23 protein-coding genes are annotated in these 23,232 nt (G+C 47.1%); 2 read left to right on the top strand and 21 right to left on the bottom strand.

Annotation, left to right across the window (positions count from 1 at the left end; translation table 11 throughout):
* The first annotated feature begins 370 nt into the window (after nt 1-370).
* Nucleotides 371-1,372: a Na/Pi cotransporter family protein gene (locus A6049_RS25275; RefSeq protein ID WP_063567296.1), complete on the top strand. Its 1,002-nt coding sequence runs from the start codon at nt 371-373 to the stop codon at nt 1,370-1,372.
* Nucleotides 1,373-1,425: 53 nt separating this feature from the next.
* On the opposite strand, the gene A6049_RS25270 is transcribed toward A6049_RS25275, so the two are convergent.
* The 18 genes from A6049_RS25270 to gpr all read right to left on the bottom strand — a co-directional run bounded on the left by A6049_RS25270 (nt 1,426) and on the right by gpr (nt 19,468).
* Nucleotides 1,426-1,860, bottom strand: a complete 435-nt coding sequence (locus tag A6049_RS25270) for an NUDIX hydrolase (protein ID WP_063567302.1) — start codon at nt 1,858-1,860, stop codon at nt 1,426-1,428.
* Nucleotides 1,861-1,972: 112 nt separating this feature from the next.
* On the bottom strand, nt 1,973-3,319 hold the full coding sequence (gene mtaB, locus A6049_RS25265) for a tRNA (N(6)-L-threonylcarbamoyladenosine(37)-C(2))-methylthiotransferase MtaB (RefSeq protein WP_063567295.1): 1,347 nt from the start codon (nt 3,317-3,319) through the stop codon (nt 1,973-1,975).
* Nucleotides 3,320-3,321: 2 nt separating this feature from the next.
* Nucleotides 3,322-4,086, bottom strand: a complete 765-nt coding sequence (locus A6049_RS25260; RefSeq protein WP_063567294.1) for a 16S rRNA (uracil(1498)-N(3))-methyltransferase — start codon at nt 4,084-4,086, stop codon at nt 3,322-3,324.
* Nucleotides 4,087-4,224: 138 nt separating this feature from the next.
* On the bottom strand, nt 4,225-4,902 hold the full coding sequence (locus A6049_RS25255; protein ID WP_063567293.1) for a site-2 protease family protein: 678 nt from the start codon (nt 4,900-4,902) through the stop codon (nt 4,225-4,227).
* A 3-nt stretch (nt 4,903-4,905) separates the two neighbouring features.
* Entirely contained in the window at nt 4,906-5,871 is a 966-nt protein-coding gene (prmA, locus tag A6049_RS25250; protein WP_063567292.1) for a 50S ribosomal protein L11 methyltransferase, read from the bottom strand.
* Nucleotides 5,872-6,032: 161 nt separating this feature from the next.
* Nucleotides 6,033-6,425, bottom strand: a complete 393-nt coding sequence (locus A6049_RS25245; protein WP_063567291.1) for a hypothetical protein — start codon at nt 6,423-6,425, stop codon at nt 6,033-6,035.
* Nucleotides 6,418-6,597: a YfhD family protein gene (locus tag A6049_RS25240; RefSeq protein ID WP_024628492.1), complete on the bottom strand. Its 180-nt coding sequence runs from the start codon at nt 6,595-6,597 to the stop codon at nt 6,418-6,420. The genes A6049_RS25245 and A6049_RS25240 overlap by 8 nt, the downstream gene beginning before the upstream one ends.
* Nucleotides 6,598-6,867: 270 nt before the next feature.
* Nucleotides 6,868-7,236 (bottom strand): hypothetical protein, encoded by a 369-nt coding sequence (locus A6049_RS25235; protein WP_063567301.1) that lies wholly within the window; start codon nt 7,234-7,236, stop codon nt 6,868-6,870.
* A gap of 151 nt (nt 7,237-7,387) precedes the next feature.
* Complete coding sequence (dnaJ, locus tag A6049_RS25230; protein ID WP_063567290.1) at nt 7,388-8,509, bottom strand: molecular chaperone DnaJ; 1,122 nt, start codon at nt 8,507-8,509, stop codon at nt 7,388-7,390.
* 129 nt (nt 8,510-8,638) lie between these two features.
* The gene (dnaK, locus tag A6049_RS25225; protein WP_063567289.1) at nt 8,639-10,483 is read right to left on the bottom strand and encodes a molecular chaperone DnaK; all 1,845 of its coding nucleotides are present in this window, start codon (nt 10,481-10,483) and stop codon (nt 8,639-8,641) included.
* A 157-nt stretch (nt 10,484-10,640) separates the two neighbouring features.
* Nucleotides 10,641-11,216 (bottom strand): nucleotide exchange factor GrpE, encoded by a 576-nt coding sequence (gene grpE, locus A6049_RS25220; protein WP_063567288.1) that lies wholly within the window; start codon nt 11,214-11,216, stop codon nt 10,641-10,643.
* 39 nt (nt 11,217-11,255) lie between these two features.
* Nucleotides 11,256-12,287, bottom strand: a complete 1,032-nt coding sequence (hrcA, locus tag A6049_RS25215; protein ID WP_062328691.1) for a heat-inducible transcriptional repressor HrcA — start codon at nt 12,285-12,287, stop codon at nt 11,256-11,258.
* Nucleotides 12,288-12,540: 253 nt separating this feature from the next.
* Nucleotides 12,541-13,011, bottom strand: a complete 471-nt coding sequence (locus tag A6049_RS25210; RefSeq protein WP_063567287.1) for an N-acetyltransferase — start codon at nt 13,009-13,011, stop codon at nt 12,541-12,543.
* A gap of 117 nt (nt 13,012-13,128) precedes the next feature.
* Nucleotides 13,129-14,313, bottom strand: a complete 1,185-nt coding sequence (gene hemW, locus A6049_RS25205) for a radical SAM family heme chaperone HemW (RefSeq protein ID WP_024628499.1) — start codon at nt 14,311-14,313, stop codon at nt 13,129-13,131.
* A 322-nt stretch (nt 14,314-14,635) separates the two neighbouring features.
* On the bottom strand, nt 14,636-16,450 hold the full coding sequence (gene lepA, locus A6049_RS25200) for a translation elongation factor 4 (RefSeq protein WP_063567286.1): 1,815 nt from the start codon (nt 16,448-16,450) through the stop codon (nt 14,636-14,638).
* A 146-nt stretch (nt 16,451-16,596) separates the two neighbouring features.
* Nucleotides 16,597-16,956 carry a hypothetical protein gene (locus A6049_RS25195; RefSeq protein ID WP_063567285.1) on the bottom strand — a complete coding sequence of 120 codons (360 nt, stop codon included), beginning with the start codon at nt 16,954-16,956 and terminating at the stop codon, nt 16,597-16,599.
* A 54-nt stretch (nt 16,957-17,010) separates the two neighbouring features.
* Nucleotides 17,011-18,306 carry a stage II sporulation protein P gene (locus tag A6049_RS25190; RefSeq protein WP_063567284.1) on the bottom strand — a complete coding sequence of 432 codons (1,296 nt, stop codon included), beginning with the start codon at nt 18,304-18,306 and terminating at the stop codon, nt 17,011-17,013.
* Nucleotides 18,307-18,466: 160 nt separating this feature from the next.
* Nucleotides 18,467-19,468: a GPR endopeptidase gene (gene gpr, locus A6049_RS25185; protein WP_063567283.1), complete on the bottom strand. Its 1,002-nt coding sequence runs from the start codon at nt 19,466-19,468 to the stop codon at nt 18,467-18,469.
* 175 nt (nt 19,469-19,643) lie between these two features.
* Here gpr and rpsT point away from each other — a divergent pair, with 175 nt between their 5' ends.
* Complete coding sequence (gene rpsT, locus A6049_RS25180) at nt 19,644-19,916, top strand: 30S ribosomal protein S20 (RefSeq protein ID WP_024628504.1); 273 nt, start codon at nt 19,644-19,646, stop codon at nt 19,914-19,916.
* Nucleotides 19,917-20,082: 166 nt separating this feature from the next.
* Here rpsT and holA read toward each other — a convergent pair whose 3' ends face one another.
* The 3 genes from holA to A6049_RS25165 form a co-directional block, all read right to left on the bottom strand.
* The gene (holA, locus tag A6049_RS25175) at nt 20,083-21,099 is read right to left on the bottom strand and encodes a DNA polymerase III subunit delta (RefSeq protein WP_063567282.1); all 1,017 of its coding nucleotides are present in this window, start codon (nt 21,097-21,099) and stop codon (nt 20,083-20,085) included.
* A 257-nt stretch (nt 21,100-21,356) separates the two neighbouring features.
* On the bottom strand, nt 21,357-22,616 hold the full coding sequence (locus tag A6049_RS25170; RefSeq protein WP_063567281.1) for an anti-sigma factor family protein: 1,260 nt from the start codon (nt 22,614-22,616) through the stop codon (nt 21,357-21,359).
* Nucleotides 22,613-23,161 (bottom strand): RNA polymerase sigma factor, encoded by a 549-nt coding sequence (locus tag A6049_RS25165; RefSeq protein WP_024628507.1) that lies wholly within the window; start codon nt 23,159-23,161, stop codon nt 22,613-22,615. The genes A6049_RS25170 and A6049_RS25165 overlap by 4 nt, the downstream gene beginning before the upstream one ends.
* Between the last annotated feature and the right edge of the window lie 71 nt (nt 23,162-23,232).

Genomic DNA, 23,232 nt, shown 5'->3' with positions numbered 1-23,232 from the left:
CTCCGCTGCGTTTGCAGAATCTCCGTATCTTTTGAATAGGGGTGCGGTAATTTTGGTGTCCTCTTCTGGGATGAATCAGACTTTCGATCACTGTTTATCCCCAGATTTTTCTGATTCCCTTCTCGAAAGGGAAAATCCGGGGATAAAGGCGCACGTTTCGCTTCTACAGTTCCAATTCCATCCCCTTCGCTACGTTTGCAGAATCTCCGTATCTTTTGATTGGGGGTGCGGTAAATTTGGGTGACCGTTAAGGAAACTTATAGGTCTTTCAAACGCTGTTGAATCCAGAATTCCGTTAGCCTGTCATGGTTGTCCTTATTTACTCATAGGATGAGAATAAGGATATGCACGGAAGGAATGATGTTAACTCATGTTCAGAGATGTTGTGCTGCCCCTGTTATATGGGCTTCTTATCTTTTTTGGTGGGATGAAGCTGATGGAAACAGCCTTACAGCGGATGGCCGGGCCCATGCTGGCTGGATGGCTGGGCCGAGCTACCTCTTCTCCCTGGAAAGGCATGGCTTTTAGCGCAGGCGCTACTGCCCTGCTGCAAAGCAGTACCGCCGTCACCGTACTCACTATTGGACTGGCGAACGCCAGATTAATTACCTACGGACGCACACTTGGTATTATTCTTGGAACCAACATCGGAACGTGCCTGACCACCGAGCTGGTCGGACTGCAGATCGGACGGGTTTCCCTGCCTCTGCTTGCCTTGTCTCTGACAGGCTGGGCCGTCTTTGTTGTGCTTGGTGAACGAAATCAGTTCGCTCCTGAACGCACGCGTCGGACGATGTCTACCATGCAATACAGCTTTCTCGCGTCCGCTGGATTTGCCCTCGTCATGACAGGCATTCAAGTAATGCAATCCATTGCCGTACCCCTGCGAAGTATGGGCGTATTCCAGTGGTTTCTGGATCGCTCAGCAGACAGCTTGTGGTGGGGCTTTCTGGCAGGTGCCTGCCTGACGGCCCTCATTCATAGCAGCGCAGCTGTCATCAGCATGGCCATTACGCTTGCAGCCACAGGCGTACTGCCTGTAGAGATCGGCATCGCCATTGTGATCGGGTCGAACGTGGGGACCTGCATCACCGCCGTGATTGCTGCCGCTGGCGGAGCATCCGCAGGCAAATTTGTCGCAGCCTCCCATGTCGTATTAAACATTGCGGGGGCGCTGCTATTTATGCCGCTGATCGGCCAGCTGCACGCAGCTTCTGCCTGGCTGTCAGCGGATAACGGGGCACAGATTGCGCATGCCCAGACCCTTTTTAACGTCACCAGTTCACTGCTTGCCTTGCCGTTCTGTTACTTGCCAATTTGGCACAAAAAACCACCGGTCTCCACCCCAGTGGCGAAGTCACCCGTGGCCTGATGCTCAAAACTCTCTCAACAAACAGTAGCGTTACGTCATTCAATAGAAAACAGCTATACGTTAATGCCTAATTTGTTCAGCGCCACTCGTAAAATGTCATCGTTATTATCGTATCCACTATGCTGCTGTCTAGACCAAGCTTCTTCCGGAGTGTACCAATCCACACCTTTGATTTCTTCAATCTGAGGCTGCAGGTCGCCGCTTTCCGCTTCAACGAGATAATAATGGACTTCCTTGTCCACCGGACCAAACTCTGCATGCTGATACGTATAGGAAATGATATCGACGGGTTCTACTATTCGGCCGACCATGCCTGTCTCTTCCAGAATCTCACGCAGTGCGGTCTGTTCCACCGTTTCTCCATCTTCCATTTTGCCCTTGGCGAGAGTCGTTTTGCCGTAGCGATCTACAATCAGTTGAATTTGAAGCTTTCCGTCTTCTCCCGTGCGGTAGACGACTCCGCCTGCCGAAATTTCTTTTCTGTTCATGTTGCTCTCCCCCATTACGGAATTGTCTTCATCTTTTTTTTGGAAAAAGAAGGACCTCATCTCCACGGGTACGCTCCCCAAGGAAATGAAATCCTTGTTTCTGACGCCTCGATTACATCGCTGCGGACTTGAGATTTTCTTCCAACACACGAACCAGCGTAGCCTGGCTTTCATTCACACCCGCTTCGGTCACTTTGACACGGCATACCTTGCCGACCATATCCATCGAACCATCAAAGACCAGCTGAATGTAGTTGTCACTGTAACCGTGCAGTTTACCACTGCCTTCACGGCCCTTGGCTTCACCTTCAGGAATGACATCCAGTACTTGTCCCACAAACTGCTTGGCGTATGCCAGTTGCATTTGCTCGGATAGATCAATCAGTTCATGCACGCGTGCATTTTTGACTTCTTCATCCACCTGATCTTCCATACGTGCTGCCGGTGTTCCGGTACGCTTGGAATATGGGAATACGTGCATTTCGGAAAAACCAATTTTTTTCATCAACTCGTAGCCATTACGGAACATCTCATCCGTCTCACCCGGGAACCCAACAATAACGTCAGTTGTGATCGCTACATCCGGCATCGCTTCCCGAATGCGAAGCATTTTATTGTAAAACTCTTCGGTCGTATATTTACGGCGCATACGTTTCAGTACGGTATCATCGCCCGCTTGCAGCGGAATGTGGAAGTGGCGTACGAGTTTGTCTGAACGTTTGATCACATCCAGCATCCGATCATCAATCTGACTGGCTTCGATCGAACTGATCCGAATACGCTCCAGGCCTTCCACTTTGTCCAAGTCCCATAGGAGATCCGTCAGATCGTAATTCTCCATGTCATCCCCGTATCCACCAGTATGAATGCCTGTCAGGACAATTTCCTTGTACCCGGCATGCACCAGTTGATGAGCCTGTTGGATGATGCTATTTGCTTCCCGGCTACGGGAAAGTCCACGTGACCACGGAATAATGCAGAACGTACAGAAGTTATTGCAGCCATCCTGAATTTTCAGAAATGCACGGGTACGATCGGCAAAATCCGGTACGTCCATCTCTTCAAATACCCGCGTTTTCATGATGTTGCGCACAGCATTGACGGGCTGACGTGATTCCTGAATTTCATTGACATATGGCAAAATTTTGTCCCGATCCTGTGTACCGATAACAAGATCCACACCAGGGATGTCCAAAATCTCTGCCGGAGAAGTTTGCGCATAACAGCCTGTAACGGCTACAATCGCATCCGGGTTGCGCCGAATGGCACGACGGATAATCTGGCGGCTTTTTTTGTCGCCGGTATTGGTTACTGTACAAGTATTAATCAAGTATACATCCGCTGTCTGTTCGTCAAAGTCTACCTGATCGTATCCTTCGTTTTTGAACAATTGCCAAATCGCCTCTGTATCATAAAAATTAACTTTGCAGCCTAAGGTGTAAAACGCCACGGATGGCATAATTACATTCCCCCCATTTCTCCGGATTCATATAAGACGCAAGTTAGCGCCGCCATTCCAGCTGTCTCGGCCCGCAAGATGCGTTTGCCCAGTCCAACGGATACAGCACCCGCCTGATCGGCTTCAATCGTTTCCCTCTCCGAGAATCCACCCTCAGGTCCAACAACGATCAACACTTCAGCACTCGCACCAGGTGCAAGCTGCTCCACAAACGGCTTCAATGCGTCTCTTAATTGCTTGCCGTTTTCCTTTTCATAACAATAACATACCAGACTGTAGCCCTCAAAAGAAGATAGCAGCCCTTTCCAGGAAAGTGGCTGCTCGACGGATGGAATGCGGTTCCGATGGCTTTGTTCGGCGGCTTCCTTGGCGATTTTCCGCCACCGCTCCAACCGTTTGCCTTCTTTCTTGGCATCATATTGCACAATCGTACGCTCAGACAGGAAAGGAACAAATGAAACTGCTCCGATCTCTGTACATCTTTGGATGACCGTCTCCATCTTATCGCCTTTTGGCAAGCTTTGAGCCACGGTTACACGTATCCGTGCTTCATGGTCCATTTCGAGAGGTTCCACAATATTCGCTGTTACTTGCTGGGCTTCGATGCTTTCAATCTCCACCAAAGCTTCTTTGGAGTTTCCGTCACTGACAATCAGTTTATCTCCAGGTTTACCACGCATCACTTTGCCGATATGGCGCGCATCATCACCCGTGATGACTACGGAATGTTCATTAAACTGTTCTGCAGATACAAAATAACGCTGCATTCGTCTATCCACCCATTCTGTCCTGTTATGACTGGAATTCACCCCGCCTGATGGCAGGCGTGAATCCAATCGCCACAGATGATCATACAACTTTTATGTCTATCTGACCAGTATTTCAGCCCTAGAGGTACGTGTTGCTTATCGATATAATTCAATGATTAGTTTTGCCAGATCCACATACATCGTTTGTGCAAACTCATACAACGGTTGAATCGTCACATTTTGCAGCGGAGGTATAACCAGAATCAGCAGGAAGATAAAAATCGACCATTGCTCCACTCCTTGCAGCTTGCGACTGATAGATGGTGGCAATACGTCTTCAAGAATCCGATAACCATCCAGGGGCGGCAACGGTATAAGGTTAAACAGAAACAAGAAAAAGTTCGTCAGGTTAAAAATAGAGAAAAACATGGATATCGCTGTGAGCAATCGCTCATTTTCTATACTCCCCAGCGCTCCCGAACCAACCAATGAAGCGTAAATAATTGTACCAATGATCGCAAGCAGAAGATTGCTTAGTGGCCCTGCTGCAGAGACGATAACACCCATCAATCTTGGTTTGTCAAAGTTCGCCCGATTAACTGGAACGGGTCGTGCCCAACCGAAGCCAGCAATAACGAGCAATAGCACCCCAAACAAGTCAAAGTGTACGACCGGATTGAGGGTAACCCGGCCTAGCAGCTTGGCTGTTGGATCGCCGAATTTGTTGGCAAAATAGGCATGAGAGAATTCATGGACCGTAAAAGCAATCAGGATCGTCAACAGGAAAAACGGCAGTTGATCCAGTGGATAACGAAAAAACGAGTTTAAATCCATCGGTTACCTCTTTCTGGCCACAAACGCGATCCAGTCCTCATCGCGATGAACCGAACTTATTTCGAAGCCGGAAGCAACGAGCGCATCATGGACGAGCTGCTCTTTATTTTTCCAAATGCCTGAAGTAATATAAACACCGCCAGACTCAAGCGCATGATAGACATCATCCACAAATAGCATAATAATTTCGGCCAAAATATTGGCAACAATAACTTTCACCGGAAGCCTCACGCCCAGCGCAGGGTCCTGACTGCCCAGAACAGACAGCAAATCACTCTCTTTCACCGTAATTTGTTGTCCCAGCCCATTCAGTTCCACATTTTCTTTGGCACTTGCTACAGCAACCGGATCGAGGTCAAGCGCAAGCACATGTTTTGCACCGAGATGGACAGCTCCAATGGCCAAAATACCAGAGCCTGTACCTACGTCAATGACTTCCTCGCCACCCTGAATGACCGATTCCAGTGTACGCAGACAAAGTGAAGTGGTTGGATGTGTTCCTGTACCAAACGCCATGCCTGGATCAAGCTCAATAATTTTCTCATTTGGGCTTTCCGGCGTATACTCTTCCCATGTCGGTTTAATGGTTAGACGTTCCGAGACACGTACTGGCTTGAAATATTGTTTCCAGGCGTTCGCCCAGTCATTTTCATCCACTGTTCGAGTCTCAAAACGAACCTCACCCGTTTGGATATCGAATTCGGAAAGCTGCGCAATGCGTGGACTCACTTCAGATTGCAATGCGTCCATGTCCGTACCTTCGGAGAAGTATCCTTTAATGACCGCAAAGCCTTCAGGAATATCATTCAAAGGAGACTCGTACAATTCGCCATACGTCGTATCCCGTTTTTTATTTAAAGTACCGGACTCTTCAATCGAGACCCCTCCAGCACCCGCTTCATGTAAAAAATTCGAAATCATCTCCACAGCTTCTTCTGTGGTATGTATTGTTAGTTCATGCCATAACATACTTCGTTTTTCCTCCTCATTTTTCAAACATCCCAACTATTGTACTACACAAGCGAGCAGGAGTACAAAACCGCGGCAGTAAAGAAACAACAAAAACAGGATACCCGCAGCCTGACTGCTCGAATACCCTGTTTTAATTATGACTAAACTCGATTAACTTGTTAGCAAAAGCGTCCACCGTTCTGCGTAATCATCTCTGCAGCTTGCGGGAGAGAGTCACTGGATACGGATACGGTCAGCAAGATTTCTTGCTTGGACCTGCCTTCAGAGCCAGCATCCGGATCGTCATACACTTGTCCACCCGACAACACCTCGGTCTCATCGCTAATGAGGGAAAGTACATTCAGCTCACCACTGAATCCCCCAATCACAGCCATAGTCGAATTATCTGTGCTCTCAGGCGCTTCCAGATCCACTGAAAACGATGAGTCATTCAGACTCTCGATACTCAACTGGTTTGGGTGCAGCAATTCCAGAGCTCTGCGTGCAGATTCAGCCTCGGACCAGCTCGTAAACACCGCTTCGATAATCACTGCAGAGCGATCTTCAGTCATGAATCTCCCGACCCTGACGACGATCGGCCGCTTCACTGCGGCGCAAAGCCTCTATATCTTCATGATCCGCAGCTTCGGCACTGAATTCCACATCCTCATTTTTGGCGGACTGCATTCGCTTCATCTTTTCCGTTTTCGTTAAAATCTTGCCTGGACGTTCATGTTCTGCCATCGTTATGCTCCTCCTTCAAAATAGGTATCTATATAAAATGAACTAATACTTGTTACACTGTACCACTCCGACTGTAGTACCATCCTCCGATCGCTGTTATCCCCAGATTTCTTCATCTCCCTTCTTAAAGGGAGAAATCCGGTGATAGCGTATGCTTCCGAAGTAGCTTTCTTACGAAAGCTTTCAGGCGAACGCTTCGCTTCTTCAGATTGGTTCTACAATCTCCGTTAAAGTGTAATGCTCTGTCCATCTTATATAGATTTGGTGAAACTAAATCATACCGCCGGCTTGTTCGATAATGGATAGGGCACGATGATGTACTGCCTCGTCAACAACAACGGTCAGTAATACATCTCTGCCTGTCGGTCCCTCTTGTCCGCCATCGCTCATACCGCTTGCAGAAGGATCTGCTGCAGCCATGATTCCCGCGCTGGCATTTGTGCCTAGAGCACCTGGTACCCAGGAAGAAAAACTGCCGGAAACACCCGGCGTATAGGATGCTCCACTTGGCCCGACACCCGCGTAACGACTGAATCGATTGATAGACAGGTCTTCCACTCGTAATGCCTCCAGTTTTTTGGCTGCCCCTTCCGCTTGCTCCGGGCTATGGAAATAAGCCAAAATATTTTTTTCGGTCATCCGGTTCACCTGCTTCCCTAGTTTCGGCACATCAGTAAACCACTGAATGCTCATGTCTGGTATCTTTCCGCAAGCGTGCCCATATTATGCAAAAAAGGACACCCTGCGGAAAAACCGCTGTGGTGTCCTTTTTTAAATTAATGATTAAGACTCAGTCTCCACGGAAGGCCCGTTTCACCCGGTCAAAGAAGGATTGCTCATGCTCATGAGTTTGTTCTCCATCCAGCGCAGCAATTTGGCGAAGCAGATCTTTCTGCTCGTCATTCAGCTTGCTAGGCGTAACTACAACGACTTTCACATGCTGATCCCCTTGCCCCATACCGCGCAGGCGTGGTACGCCTTTGCCTTTGAGACGGAAATACGTTCCTGTCTGTGTACCGGCAGGTACTTTCAGCTTCACTTTCTCGGACAGCGTTGGAATTTCAATCTCATCTCCCAATGCTGCCTGAGCGAAGGTAAGCGGAATTTCGCAATAGATATCATCGCCTTCACGCTCGAAGAAATCATGTGATTTCACACGGATGACAATATACAGATCTCCTGCTGGTCCTCCGCGCAGACCACCTTCACCTTCACCAGTCATACGCAATTGAGCGCCATCATCTACACCCGCTGGAATGCGAACATGAATTTTGCGTTGTTTACGTACTTTACCGCTGCCGCTGCACGTAGTACATTTTTCCTTGATAATTTGTCCCGAACCATTACAGTTCGAACAAGCACGACGGTTGACCATACGGCCAAACGGTGTATTTTGAACCACTTCCTGTTGACCACTACCTTGGCAGACGGAACAGGTTTCTGGTTTGGTTCCCGGTTTCGCACCTGAGCCATGACAAGTATCACAGCCTTCGGTACGAGGAATGGTAATGTCAGTTTCCTTACCAAATACCGCTTCCTTGAACTCAATCGTCATGGTGTATTGCAGATCGTTTCCCCGTTGCGGAGCATTTGGATCACGTCGTCCACCGCCACCGCCAAAGAACATATCGAAGATGTCGCCAAAGCCGCCGCCGCCAAAATCGCCACCGCCGCCGAATCCGCCCTGATTTGGATCAATATGACCGTATTGATCATACTGCGCCCGCTTCTGGCCGTCACTGACCACATCATAAGCTTCTTTAACTTCCTTAAACTTGGCTTCCGCGTCAGCAGCCTTGTTTACGTCAGGGTGATACTGACGGGCAAGCTTGCGGTATGCCTTTTTGATTTCCTCGTCGCTGGCATTTTTGCCGACGCCGAGTACCTCATAATAATCACGTTTTTCAGCCACTCTTCCACCCCCATATCATTCACCATATCGCACATCGTGACAAAAGGAAAGCCAAAGCACGGGAGCCCCGGCTATGACTTTCCCTTCGATCCGAACGTCACCGATGATTAATTCACTAAAAATCGTGAATTAGTTTTGTTTTTTATCTTCATCCACAACTTCGTAATCAGCGTCTACGACGTTGTCACGTTTTGCAGAACCTTGTTGCTCTTCAGCACCTTGAGCTGCTTGCTCTTGAGCTTGTGCTTGCTCATACAGTTTTACGGACAGTTGTTGAACGATCTCTGTCAATTCTTCTGTAGCGGCTTTGATGTCTTCCAGATTGTCGGAAGCCAGAACGCCTTGCAGTTTTTCTTTTGCAGCATTCGCTTTTTCAACTTCACCAGCGTCCGCTTTTTCGCCAAGATCTTTGATCGTTTTGTCAACAGAGTAGATCAGTTGATCTGCGCTGTTTTTCGCTTCAACGAGTTCTTTGCGTTTTTTGTCTTCTTCAGCATGCAACTCAGCATCTTTCATCATTTGTTCAACTTCAGCATCGCTCAGACCGCTAGAAGAAGTGATGGTGATTTTTTGAGTTTTGTTAGTACCTTTGTCTGTTGCAGATACGTTAACAATACCGTTGGCATCAATATCGAAGCTAACTTCGATTTGTGGAACGCCACGTGGAGCTGGAGGAATATCTCCCAGCATGAAGCGACCGAGGGATTTGTTACCCGCTGCCATCTCACGCTCCCCTTGCAGAACATGAATCTCAACGCTTGGTTGGTTGTCTGCATAAGTGGAGAACACTTGGGATTTGCTTGTAGGGATCGTTGTGTTGCGCTCGATCATTTTAGTGAATACGCCACCCGCAGTTTCAATACCCAGGGACAATGGAGTTACGTCAAGCAATACAACGTCTTTCACGTCACCTGTCAGTACGCCCGCTTGTACAGCAGCACCCAAAGCTACAACTTCATCCGGGTTAACACCTTTGTGAGGGTCTTTACCTGTAAGTTTTTTGATTGCTTCCTGTACTGCAGGAATACGTGTGGAACCACCAACCAAGACGATTTTGTCGATATCGTTAGCTGTCATTCCAGCATCGCTCAGTGCACGACGAGTTGGTTCAAGCGTACGCTCAACCAGACCAGCAGAGATTTCTTCGAATTTAGCGCGGCTAAGGTTCAACTCCAAATGTTGAGGAACGCCATCAGCCACAGTAATGAACGGCAGGGAAATAGTTGTAGTCAATACGCCGGAAAGTTCTTTTTTCGCTTTTTCCGCTGCATCTTTCAAACGTTGAACCGCTGCTTTATCTTTACTCAAGTCAATGCCTTGATCTTTTTTGAACTCACTTACGAGATAATCAATGATCACTTGGTCAAAGTCATCGCCACCCAGTTGGTTATCACCACTAGTTGCTTTAACTTCGAAGAAGCCGTCACCCAGTTCAAGGATGGATACGTCGAATGTACCGCCACCCAAGTCATATACGAGAATCGTTTGGTCTTCGGATTTCTCCATACCGTATGCCAAAGCTGCTGCTGTTGGCTCGTTGACGATACGCAGAACTTCCAGACCTGCGATTTTCCCTGCATCCTTTGTTGCTTGACGCTGGCTGTCATTGAAGTAAGCTGGTACTGTGATAACCGCTTGAGTTACCGTTTGACCCAGATAAGCTTCAGCATCGGATTTCAGTTTTTGCAGGATGATTGCAGAAATCTCTTGTGGTGAGTAGTCTTTGCTATCGATTGTTTCTTTGTGGGATGTACCCATATGACGTTTGATCGAGATGATCGTACGATCCGGATTCGTGATCGCTTGACGTTTAGCCGTTTCACCGACAACGCGTTCTCCATCTTTTTTGAAACCCACTACGGATGGGGTTGTACGTGCGCCTTCCGGATTTGGAATAACGACAGCCTCGCCGCCTTCCATAACCGCTACACATGAGTTTGTTGTTCCTAAGTCAATACCGATTACTTTGCTCATCGGAAAATTTCCTCCCTCGACAATTTAAAATGGATCAGATTGATCCTTATTTGTATTTGTTGTTCCTAATCGTGCTCTATGTGTGTACTAACCTTTATATTAAACTTCGGTGGCATCGTACAATCAAGAGTGAACTCATTTCATTCTTTAATAGAAATTATGAGCTAACTTTAACCATAGCCGGACGAAGTACTTTATCCTTCAGCATATAGCCTTTTTGGACTTCCTCGACAACGGTACCTTCTTCATACTCGTCGCTCTCCACGGACATAATCGCCTGGTGGAATTCGGGATTAAACGGTTGTCCTACCGTATCCATTGACGTCAGACCTTCATTGTTCAGCACAGTTTCCAGCTGACGGAAGATCATTTGGATACCTTTGGAGAAGGACTCGACTTCAGCACCTTCCGGTACAGTAGCCATGGCACGCTCGAAGTTATCAATGACCGGCACCAGTTCGGTGACCAGCTTCATCGAAGCGTATTTCGCCAGTTCTTCTTTTTCTTTTTGTGTACGACGACGGAAGTTATCAAAATCAGCTTGCGCACGGACAAAACGCTGTTGATGTTCCTCAGCTTCCGCCTTCAAACGTGCGATCTCATCTTGCTCCTGATCTGTCATCTCTTCCGCCTGCGCTTCTGCAGCTCCGGCTTCGTTGACAGGCTCCTGCTCCGCTGCTGTAGTTGCTTGCTGTTCCTGTTCTTCTGCTGCGAATGATTGCTCCTCTTTCAAGATGTTCACCTCCTTATAAGAATGAAATGGTTCATTCCCTTATTTGAAGCGATGCGTTAGCATGGCCGTCAAATCACGGGATAATGTATTTAAAATATGAATGACACGTGCGTAATCCATTCGCGTAGGTCCCAAAATTCCGATGGAGCCCAAAGCCTCTCCATCCAATGAATAGGATGCCGTTATCAGGCTGCAATTGGCGAAGGCTTCATGATCATTCTCGGTGCCTATTCGCACCTGAATACCAGATCCACCCTGCACGGGCATCATCAATTTCATGAGTGTTGGTGTCTCATCCAGCAGGTCAAGAATATCTTTTACCTTTTCAATATCTTTAAACTCTGGCTGGGTCAACATATTGGTGGCACCACTAAGGAACAGACGATTATCATGCTCGTTGTCAAAGGCACTGTTCAGCACCTGCATGACTTCCTCATAACGTGTAATATGCCGTTCCATCTCTTGCCCAAGCTCGGTGTAGAGACGAGACTTTAATTTGTAAATCGGCACGCCGACCAGCTTGCTGTTTAATAAACGAACTACATTCTCCATCTCCGCTACCGAAATTTCAGGTGGAATCTGAACTGTCTTGTTCTCTACCTGACCCGTGTTCGTTACGATGATGGCTACAGCCTCGCTTTCATTAAGCGGAAGCAGTTGAAAATGACGAAGTGACGTGTGGAAAACTTCCGGTCCAAGCAGGATCGAAGTATAATTCGTCATATGTGACAAAATGACTGAGGCATGCTGAATAACTTGTTCCATCACGTTCAGCTTTTCTGCGAAAAATGATTTCAGGTCGTCCAGCTCTTGCGGCTCCACCTGATTCCAGGGAACCAAATGATCGACATAATATCGATAGCCTTTGTGCGAAGGTATGCGACCAGCCGATGTATGCGGCTGTTCCAGAAAGCCCATATCTTCAAGGTCCGCCATTTCATTACGGATCGTCGCCGGACTGTATCCAACATCTCCCCTTTTGGAAATGCTCCGGGACCCTACGGGCTCAGCTGAACGGATATAGTCATCCACTATAGCGTTCAGAATCATTCGTTGACGCTCTGTTAACATGGTGAGTATTCCCTCCTTCTGACTGTACTGTCCCATGTCGTTAGCACTCCGGTTAGATGAGTGCTAAGCGGTAATACAAAAATACCAAAATGACGTGAGCATTGTCAAGTCAGTTTGATGAGTACGCTCATCTATTTATAGTATAGACCAATGTCTCCAAGACATAACAACTTTACTGTACATCTCATGAATTAAAAAGAACCGCAGGTGAGATAGAGTATACTCGGCTCAATCCATACGGTTCATTCATTTATCAGGCTGAAATATTCAACTCTTTCAATACAGCAATCTCATCACAGCAATCCTGCTTGCTGCAATGAACACAGTCGGTCCATACTTTTTCCGGGAAAATTTCCTTGTTCACAACGGCAAAACCGTTTTTGAGAAAAAAGGACACCTCATATGTCAACGCCATGACCTTGGGAATTTGCTGTTTCTCCGCTTCCTCTACCAGCCGGTCCAGCAGCAGTGAGCCAATGCCCATGCCTTTGTGACCTTCGGAGATGCCGAGCGATCTGACTTCCACCAGATCATTTCCCAAACGGCAGAGAGATCCACAGCCTACAACCTGACCATTCACTTCTGCTACAACAAAGTGCTCCAGCTGCCGTTGCAGTACTTCCCGTGAACGCGGAAGCATGATCCCACGCTCTGCATAGCCCTTAATCATTTCAAATAATGGTTCAACATCTTCCGGTACGGCTTTTCTGCATATGGCCGACATCCAGCTCTCCTCCTATAAGAAGCTTTCCAGAGGAAAGCTGACTTCGTAGTTGTATAAATTACACGCTCTGTAAAATCAATATGAATAAATATACAACAGAGCGTATAGAATTTCAAGCTACGAATTCAGCGATATAGACCCGATAAACTCGGCAAAAACGTCATTTCCGAACAGGATGCCCTGTTCACTAAGCCGGAAGCCGTCTGGCGTCTTCTCCAGCAGTCCTGCATTCAGCATTTTGCCCAAAGGCTTCGCAAACACTTCCTCCATAGGCTCCCCGAACTGATCGCTAAACCGTGAGGATGAAGCACCTTCCAGCATTCTCAATCCAACCATCAGATAATCTTCCATTGCCTCGGCGCGGCTGATCTCAAAATGATCGAGACGCGGCAGACCTCCTTTGGAAGCTTCAACATACGGGTTTATACCTTTTATATTCATATGGCGTTCGCGGCCTACATATCCATGTGCACCTGCACCCAGACCGTAATAGTCCTCATTACGCCAGTACGTGATATTGTGACGGCTCTCGAAGCCGGGTTTGGCAAAGTTACTGATCTCGTATTGTCCGTAACCTGCTTCTTTCATACGCTTCATTAATAGAAGATACATTTGCAACTCGTCGTCTTCATGAGGAAGCGGTAGCTGGTTCTTCTGATACAACGTATGGAAAAGAGTATTCTCTTCCACCTTCAGGCTGTATATGGAGTAATGCGGCAAATCCAGTTCCAGCGCTTTATCAATACTCTCGTTCAGCATCTCGACAGTTTGGTTTGGCAAACCAAACATGAGGTCAATGGACAAGTTATGCAATCCAGCTGCTCGGGCATTTTCCAAACTGCGGTATACATCATCTGTATTATGAATCCGGCCAATACCTGTCAGCAGATCATTTTGAAAAGCCTGTACCCCAAAGCTGACGCGGTTCACTCCGCCTTCTTTCATAACGGCGAGTTTCTCCGCATCGGTCGTGCCCGGATTAGCTTCCATCGAAAACTCAATATCATCTGCCCAATTGGGGAAATAGGTCTTAACGGACTTCAGGAATACGGCCATTTCATCCGGTTTCAGTGCAGTAGGCGTACCGCCGCCCACAAATATGGTTTTGATTTCTCCCGGCGGATTCGCTTTAACCGTATGTTCCATCTCCCGTTCCAGCGCTTCAAGGTACTGCATAACAGGCTGGTCCTTCAATACATAAGAGTTAAAATCGCAGTAGAAACATTTATTTGTGCAAAAGGGAATGTGAAGATACACCGCTTGGGGTGCACCTGTTTTCCGGCTGTGTGCTGCCAATGTCATGGCAAGTCCCCCTCTATTTGAAAAAAGGAAAGCCATCCGGCTTCCCTTTCAGCTTGGTTTATTGGTTATTCTGTGTTGTACCTACGTTTGCAAGCAAACGTCTTGCAATTCAATTTTGATACACACACTCAGTGTTGTACCCAAAAATGAATTATTAATCTAATTTAAATACACACATTTGTGCTGTACCTCAAAAATCCGTTCATCCTTTCATACACAAATTATTGATGTACCGAAAGGGTTCACGTGACGTTTGCAAGCAAACGTCTTTTTAAACGCATTCTCCGATACACAAAATTTGATGTACTCAGAGATTGCGTTCTTAATCATCAATTTTCAGCACCGCCATGAATGCTTCTTGCGGCACCTCTACGTTACCAACCTGCTTCATCCGCTTCTTACCTTCCTTCTGCTTCTCAAGCAGTTTCCGTTTCCGCGAGATGTCACCGCCATAACACTTCGCAAGTACGTTTTTACGCATTGCTTTTACCGTTTCACGAGCTACAACTTTGGTACCTACAGATGCCTGAATTGGCACCTCGAACATTTGCCTTGGAATCAGCTCGCGCAGTTTCTCACAGACAATGCGTCCACGGTTATAGGCACGGTCACGGTGAACGATGAAGGACAGAGCATCCACCTGTTCGCCATTGAGTACAATATCCATTTTCGCCAGATTGGACTGACGGTAACCGGACAGCTCATAATCAAGGGATGCATATCCTTTGGTACCGGATTTCAGCTGGTCGAAGAAGTCATATACAATCTCGGACAACGGAATCTCATAGGTAATGGTAACCCGTGTTGTGTCCAGATATTCCATATTCACATATTCACCACGTTTATTCTGACACAGCTCCATAATGGTACCTACATAATCATTCGGTACGATAATGTCTGCCTTGACATATGGTTCCTCGACGTAATCAATCCGTCCCACCTCAGGATAGTTGGATGGGTTGTCGATTTTCATCACTTCACCATTCGTTAAGGTGACGTGATAGATTACGCTTGGTGCCGTTGTGATCAACGGAATATTAAACTCCCGCTCGATCCGCTCCTGGATAACGTCCATGTGAAGCAGTCCAAGGAATCCGCAACGGAATCCAAAACCGAGTGCACTGGATGTTTCCGGTTCAAAGCTCAGAGACGCATCGTTCAACTGCAATTTCTCCAACGCTTCACGCAGATCAACATAGTCCGATGTTTCAATCGGATAGAGACCACAATATACCATTGGGTTAATTTTACGATAACCCGGCAAAGGTTCCGGTGTTGGATTTTTGGCATCCGTTACCGTATCCCCGACTTGTGTATCGCCTACATGCCGAATACCGGCAACAATAAATCCAACATCCCCGACGTTCAGCTCGTCCACGATGGTCATACGAGGTTTGAACGCTCCAACTTCAATGACTTCAAATGATTTACCTGTTGCCATCATTTTGATTTTGGAACCGGATTTGATTTTGCCGTCAACAACACGCACATATACGATTACACCTTTGTACGGGTCGTAGTGCGAGTCAAAAATCAGCGCTTTCAAAGGCTGTTCAGGATCACCAGTTGGTGCCGGAACACTTTTCACCACTTGCTCCAAAATTTCTTTGATTCCGATTCCTGATTTGGCCGAAGCCAAAACCGCATTACTTGTGTCCAAACCAATAACATCTTCCACTTCCTGCTTCACCCGTTCAGGATCAGCGCTCGGAAGGTCAATTTTGTTGATAACCGGTAAAATTTCAAGATTGTTATCCAACGCCAGATACACGTTGGCAAGTGTTTGGGCTTCAATTCCCTGAGCCGCATCCACAACCAGCAGAGCACCTTCACATGCAGCAAGACTGCGTGATACTTCATACGTGAAGTCTACGTGTCCTGGTGTATCAATCAGATTCAATAAATACTCTTCACCGTCATCCGCTTTGTAAGTCAAGGCTACTGCTTGTAGCTTGATCGTTATTCCACGTTCGCGTTCAAGGTCCATTTTATCGAGAACCTGTTCCTGCATTTCACGTGACGTGAGCGCACCTGTGTGCTCCAAGATCCGGTCCGCAAGTGTTGATTTGCCGTGATCTATATGTGCAATAATTGAAAAGTTACGAATTTTACGTTGTCTTGCCCGAATGTCAGTCATTCCTTACCCCCAGAAACAGCCTAGTGTCAATCACATCATTATAACAGTTGATGCAGGGTGCATCAATCCCGCGTTGCCCCAACTTTATAATTATCGTCACAATTGCGAACTCCCAAGGGTATATTTTGCCTATATTTCATAACCTTTTATTCAGCGACTCCGCTAAATAAGGATACTACCCACTTCATTCCGTTATGGGACAGATTTTGAAGAAGACCTGCCGTTTTGTCAGCCAGCACGTCGACCGGTGCTTTGCTCTGCTCTGCGCCAAGCACTTGACTCGGTGACAGAACAGGTACGGCTGGGGGTTCTTTGACCTCCTGTTGTACCGCCGCGATCGGAACAGACTCGGCAGCCGGTGCCGCCGGCTCAGTTTTCACCACTGCAGGGTTGCCAGTCGAATCATCGCCTCTATTAAAGTTGCTGCCTGCCAGCTGCATTCCAAACAGCACACCCAGCAACATTAATAAACAGATGGAAAACAATCTTTTGCCGAATCTGGACACATTCCTCGCCTCCTGTTATATCTTCAATTCTTCTATTCTTCCATATCAGGAATACTAGCCACCTTGTGATGTCTTTTCCGCACTCGCTTTGTCCACCTTCTGATCATTCCAGTACACCTCTGCAATCATGTCGGCGAGTACTTTGGATGTTCGCTCCAGTTCAGCAGCTGTATTGTCGATGCCGCCAATCTCAATCAATATGCTGTTGGGAGAAAGCGTCTGGTTGTATTCACCATTGTTGGCCCCGCCGCCGTCCTTGCCCCATACGCCCCGAGATACCCCTGGATATTTCGCTTCCAGCTTCTTATGAATTTTGGCCGCAAAGGCCTCATTCTGCTGCCAGTTTGGATTCTCATGTCCTATAATAAAATATACTTTGGCATAACCCAGATTATTAATAGTCGTCGTTGTTTTGTTATGACGTTGTGAGTCACGGTGGATATCGATGAGATACGTAAGATCGTCATTTTGAGCGAGTGCAGTTTTCACCGTCTGACGAGAGTATTTATAGGAATAATTCCAGTTATAATCCTTGACCTTGGTCGGATAATCTTCCTGTGCATGTTCCACCCCAATCCCCAGTTTCTCCAAACTATCGGATAAGTAGGTTCCCACTTGAAAAACATTGCCCGTCGATTTACCAGAAGAAGGATTGTCACTCTTTGTGCCCAAGAGAGGATTGTATCCTTCACGTGGATGGGAATGGTAGACAAGAATCGCTTTTTTTCCTGTCGTTGGTTTGCTCGGTTCATCTTTACCGCCACTCTTCGGTGGGGGATCACCCTTTACTTCACCATCACCCGGATCCTGCGGATCAGATGGATCGGGGTTATCCTGACCTGGTGGGATATGCTGCTCGCCACCTGATTTCCCTCCGCCTGCCGATGCCGTATCAATGAGTCCAGGACCCGGCTGATAATCTTCTGGAGCTTCAGCTTTTTCATTTCCCGAGCCCGGTCGCAGCAGTACGGGTTGATTGGAACCCATGCCAGGCATTTCTCTAGCGATCAGGCTTTTGGGGTCTTGCGGATTCACATTCGTCAGCAGTTGGAACACAAACGAAGTCAGATTCTCACCAGAAAATGCAGAGGCTTGTTCCTTCTGAGTTAGATGCGGCATTTCCATGCCGAGCATGTCCACAAAAAAGCTGCTTGATACGGCTCCCGCAAACCCTTTCATAGAAGAAACGGGTGAGCTATTCAAACGCTTCTCTGCCATGCCCCCTAGACCGAGTACAACAAAAAACAAAGCAGATATGATCATAAGCAACAACAACGTACGGCCCATGGCCAGCACGTGCAAACATCTCTTTTTCCATTTACCAATATTCCAGGCCAATATTTTGTTCATTGCTTCTGTCTCCTTCCCTGCTGGACAACGCTTATACTTCAACTCTATGAGCCTGCCAGATTTGATAGAACAGGAAAAAGAAGATTGCACAAAAAAAGAAAGTCCGATAGATTCGGACCTTCTTCACAGGAGTCTCAAGCATTTAAATTTCAAATGTTAATTAATGGGTGTAGGCAGCTACATTCTCAGCATTTACCGCATCATGGAGCGCTGCATTTAGACCTGTTGCAATAATATTGGCAATATCTTCGACAAATTCGTCGATTTCTTTGGGGGTAACGATCAGATCATGGCCTAGTGGCTCCAGTACCTCTTTTACCAAACTGAGACGGTCATTTTCGCCAATATCGTCCAGCATGCCCATAATCTGTTTCGTTTGGTCGGTCTCCTGCCGAAAATGAGTACGCATCATTTCGATGACGTTATTCACGATGGTCGACGCATAACATACGGTAGGTACACCGATGGCAATGCAGGGAACACCCAATATTTCACGTGTCAGTCCACGTCGCTTGTTCCCAATTCCTGAGCCAGGATGAATGCCGATGTCTGCCACTTGAATCGTTGTATTAACACGTTCGAGGGAGCGTGAAGCCAGCGCATCAATCGCAATGATTGCATCTGGTTTCGTTCGATCCACGATCGCTTGTACGATGTCACTGGATTCTATACCCGTTGTCCCCAGCACACCTGGCGCAATAGCACTGACTTCTCGATAACCGGGTGCAACCTGATCCGGAACCAGCTCAAAATACTGACGGGTAACCATCAGATTCTCCACTACCAGCGGACCAAGTGAATCAGGCGTGACGTTCAGGTTGCCCAAACCCACAATCAGCACCTTGGAAGTCTTGTTAATTCCCGCTTTGGCCAAAAAATCTTCCATCTCTCGCGTGAATTCTGCCGCCACCCGCTCCTGAAGATCGGTATCCCCGTTACGAAGCGATGGAACCTCCAAAGTGACATAGTGCCCCTTTACACGCCCAATTGCTGTAGCTGCTGCATCATCAAGCACATCAATACGTGTGATTTTGATACCGTCTTTCTCATCCACATCCTCCCGTAGCCCGGGAATCGTCTGTTTCTGCCCCCCCTGAGCCATCTCCTTGGAGTCAATTGCCAAGTCGGTACGAACTGCATAATTTTGCAAATCCAGTGTCATCTGTCCCTGCCTCCCTTACCGCATTTGAGCATATTGTGTGGGAAAATGGTGTGCTTTATGCAGCACCATCGAACATCATAGGAAAATCTGTTGCAATTTGCATGCCAGCGTGCTAGAATATTTTAAGTTGTGAAACGTTTGTATTCATGCAAATGCCTTACAGGAGGTGAATGTAATGCCAAACATCAAATCCGCTGTTAAACGCGTAAAAACGAGCGACAAGCGCCGCGCACTCAACGCTTCCCAGAAATCTGCACTCCGTACAGCTGTTAAAGCTGCTGATGCTGCTCTGGTAAGTAACGAAGTTGATACTGCAAAAGCTGCGATTCAAGCTGCTTCCAAAAAGCTGGACAAGGCTGTAACTAAAGGTCTGGTTCATAAAAATGCTGCAGCCCGCAAAAAGTCTCGCTTGGCGAAAAAACTGAACGCTCTTTCCGCACAAGCGTAAGAAGCGTTACTTATACGATCTAATGGAAAAATCCTGAACAGCACGAGCTTTCAGGATTTTTTAGTATCTGATTCTATAAGCACTCATTCAAACGGGGCGGCCTCTATTCCGATGATCTCACCATCAACGGAATAGAGGCCGCTTTGTGTTACAGTTATATCTAAGTTTAAGCACCGAGCCTTAACAAGAAAAGCTCTAGTCCGAGCACTTTATCCACTGCCCCGGTCTTCATCTGATAATCCAGTTCACTGAGATGACTCAGAATTAGCCTCAAACGTTCTGCCTGAAACTTGCGAGCCTGTTCACCAGCAATTTTGACAGCATACGGATGCAGACCAAGCTGACTGGCAATCTGCTGTTGGGAGTAACTCTGCTGCCCTAACTCCTTTACCTGAATCATAATTCGAAATTGACGGGCAATCAAGGCAGCAATTTTGATTGGTTCTTCACGCTGCTTCAGCAACTCATAAAAAAGACCCAACGCTTTCTCCAGCCTCAAGTTAGCAAGCTCCTCCACCAACGCGAACACATTCTGCTCGGTACTTCGCGCCACCAAAGATTCGATATCTGCGCGTTTAATCGTGCCTCCGTTACCAGCGAACAAACACAACTTGTCCACTTCCGCAGATAACGTCTGCAAGCCTGTTCCTGCATAACTAACAAGCGTGTCAGCTGCTCCAGTCTCAAAAGATACATCCCGTTGCTTCGCCAGCTTTACAATCCAACCCAGCAGCTCTTCACCACTTAGTGGAGCGAACGCAAGGACAACGGCTTGTTTCTTGGCTGCCTTAACTAGTTTTTTACGCTCATCCAGCTTATCCCCTTGGGCCAGAAACACAATAATACTATAATCTGCCGGATTGTCCATATATGTAAGCAGCCGATCAATCTGGTGATCAATTTTGGAATCCTTGCCTGCTGTAAACAAATTAGCATCGCGAACGATAATGAGTTTACGTGGAACAAGAAAAGGAACCGTCTCCGCTTCTTCAATGACCACCTCCACAGGTGTCTCAGAGAGATCATATGGAATGATCGCAAATTCTCGGTGCTCTTCTTCAATTACCTGTTGTTTTAACATATCCGTAAATTGCTGTATCTGGTACTTCTCCGTTCCGTACAGCACATATACCGGAGCCGTTTCTCCATTACGTATTGCCTTTGTCGCACTCTTTACATCCATCACGGTGCCCCCTTATCCCTCTTATCCTACCAGAAATCGTGACAGACAACAAAGGGGCCTTACATCCGGTTACGGATGAAGGCCCCCTGTCCTACATCTATATAAACGCTGACACCAACAATTCTAGAAAAAGCTGGTGCGCGGTCATACGACGTCAGTTATGCCAACTGAGATAGGACGTTGTTGTTACTTTCAATATATTCTTGATACAACAGAAATGTTCGGCAAGTCTTAAGGCCAAACGTATAATTTACAGCCTATTTACCAGAGGTCCCGCTTGAACCAGTGGACACATTAAACGATTTCTTCACTGTTGTCCCATCTTGGTCTGTCTCGTAATTGAATACGGTGCTATCCTTGGACCAGCTCGCAGATTTTAGTGTACCCTCCACACTACGTTGCTCGACCAGATTAAGCACATCCGGGTCAGCGGCAGGTTTAGAGTAAATGCTGATCTGATCGCCGAGTAGCATGACCAGATAGGAGCCATCGGGTGACTTCCATTCTTTTGGAGTCGTCGTAGCAAGTGCACCTGAATCCGTGGCAGCCAATCCCTTATTTCCTCCCGCTGCATCCATGCCTGTCTCGGAATCAGGACTCGTCACGCCCTCCGTCGGCTCTTCTACCTTAACATCAGGCATATCCTGAGAAGTAGTGAATGATTGTGCATCCCCATTTTCAGGCTCCGTTGCTCCACTCTCAGTAGAACCTGCCGAAGGTCCGGTAGCAGCTCCTGAATCCTGACTTTTTTGCTGATCTGCACTCTTGGTACTATCAGCAGGATTGGAACTGGAAGGGGCGTTTTTCGTTGCATCACTCTTGTTCAATTCTGACCCAGTATCTGGCTGTTTAGAAGGTTGCTCTTCCTTCAATTCTGGTTCCTGCACCTTCTCTGAACCGTTTTCTTCAGGACCAACCTCTTGAGCTTGTTTATCTTCAGCGGATGGCTGACTTTCCGAACTATCGATCCACACACTGTTATCGCTCTGTAGTGAGGAGGAAGAATCTTCATTGTTGATCTCTCTGCTCAGTGGATTTTGATCCTCATTCCCGCCTTCTTGGGTACTGCCCGTGCTCATTATCATTTCTGCATTTTCAATCTTCTCTGGCTGATATCCAAAAATGGCAACGCCCAGTACAACAGCGGCTGCTGCTGCGCCCATGGACATCCGGCCCGCCATAGAATTCAACCATTTTTGCTTCGGTTTCCGCTCACTTGAACGCTGTAAATTCTCAAATGCAGCAGGGACAGGACTCATTTCCTGTATTGTACTGCTTTGTTCCCTTTTCGCTTCGTCGATTGCATCCAGTTGCGGCATAATGGCATCAACCAGACTGAATCTCGGGGTTACCTGCGGCAAATCTTCCAGTTCTCTGGAGAGAGCTCTGAGCAAACTAAAATTTTCGGCGCACTCCGCGCATTGGGCCACATGCTGTAGCATCTGCGCAGTTTCCGCCTCGCCCAGATCATGATCCAGATACCGGTGCATCCATTCCACCACCTCTTCGCATTTCATCCTGTCACACCACCTTTCTGATACTCCTGTAGTAGATTCTGTAATTGCTGTCTGGCTCTAAATAAATAAGATTTAACCGTATTCAACGGAAGATCGAGGCAATCCGCAATTTCGTTATAGGATAAGTCCTGCAAATATCTTAGAACAATAACGGTACGATGATGCTCAGGCAGCTTGTTAATGGCATCCTGAATATCCTTTGCCACATATGTGGACATCACTTCGAATTCCACATCCTGATTGTCCTGAAAAACCATATCATGCTCGTCAATGGAGACGGAGGGCTTGGTTCTTCTGAATTTGTCAATACAGATATTCGTGACGATGCGCTGAACCCATGTCTTAAACTGGGCCTTTTCCTCATATGAATTAATCTTGGTGTAAATTCGGATCAACGCTTCCTGAGCAGCATCCAAAGCGTCTTGTTCATTATTTAGAATGTAATATGCGGTCCGATAAACATGCTGTTCAATGTCCCGCAATAGGGTAATTAGAGCGTCGCGATCGCCCGATTGAGCGGCTCTGATGAGTTCCGGCTCTACCACAAAGGATCCCCCTCTCCCTGCAACCTTACAGACGTGACCATCAATAAAATTGTTGCAAAGTTAAGTATTTT

Source organism: Paenibacillus sp. O199, from assembly GCF_001636635.1.
GTDB classification, from domain to species: Bacteria; Bacillota; Bacilli; order Paenibacillales; family Paenibacillaceae; genus Paenibacillus; species Paenibacillus marchantiae.
Note: the sequence above shows the minus strand (reverse complement) of the source record. Positions and strands in the feature narration are given on the sequence as shown.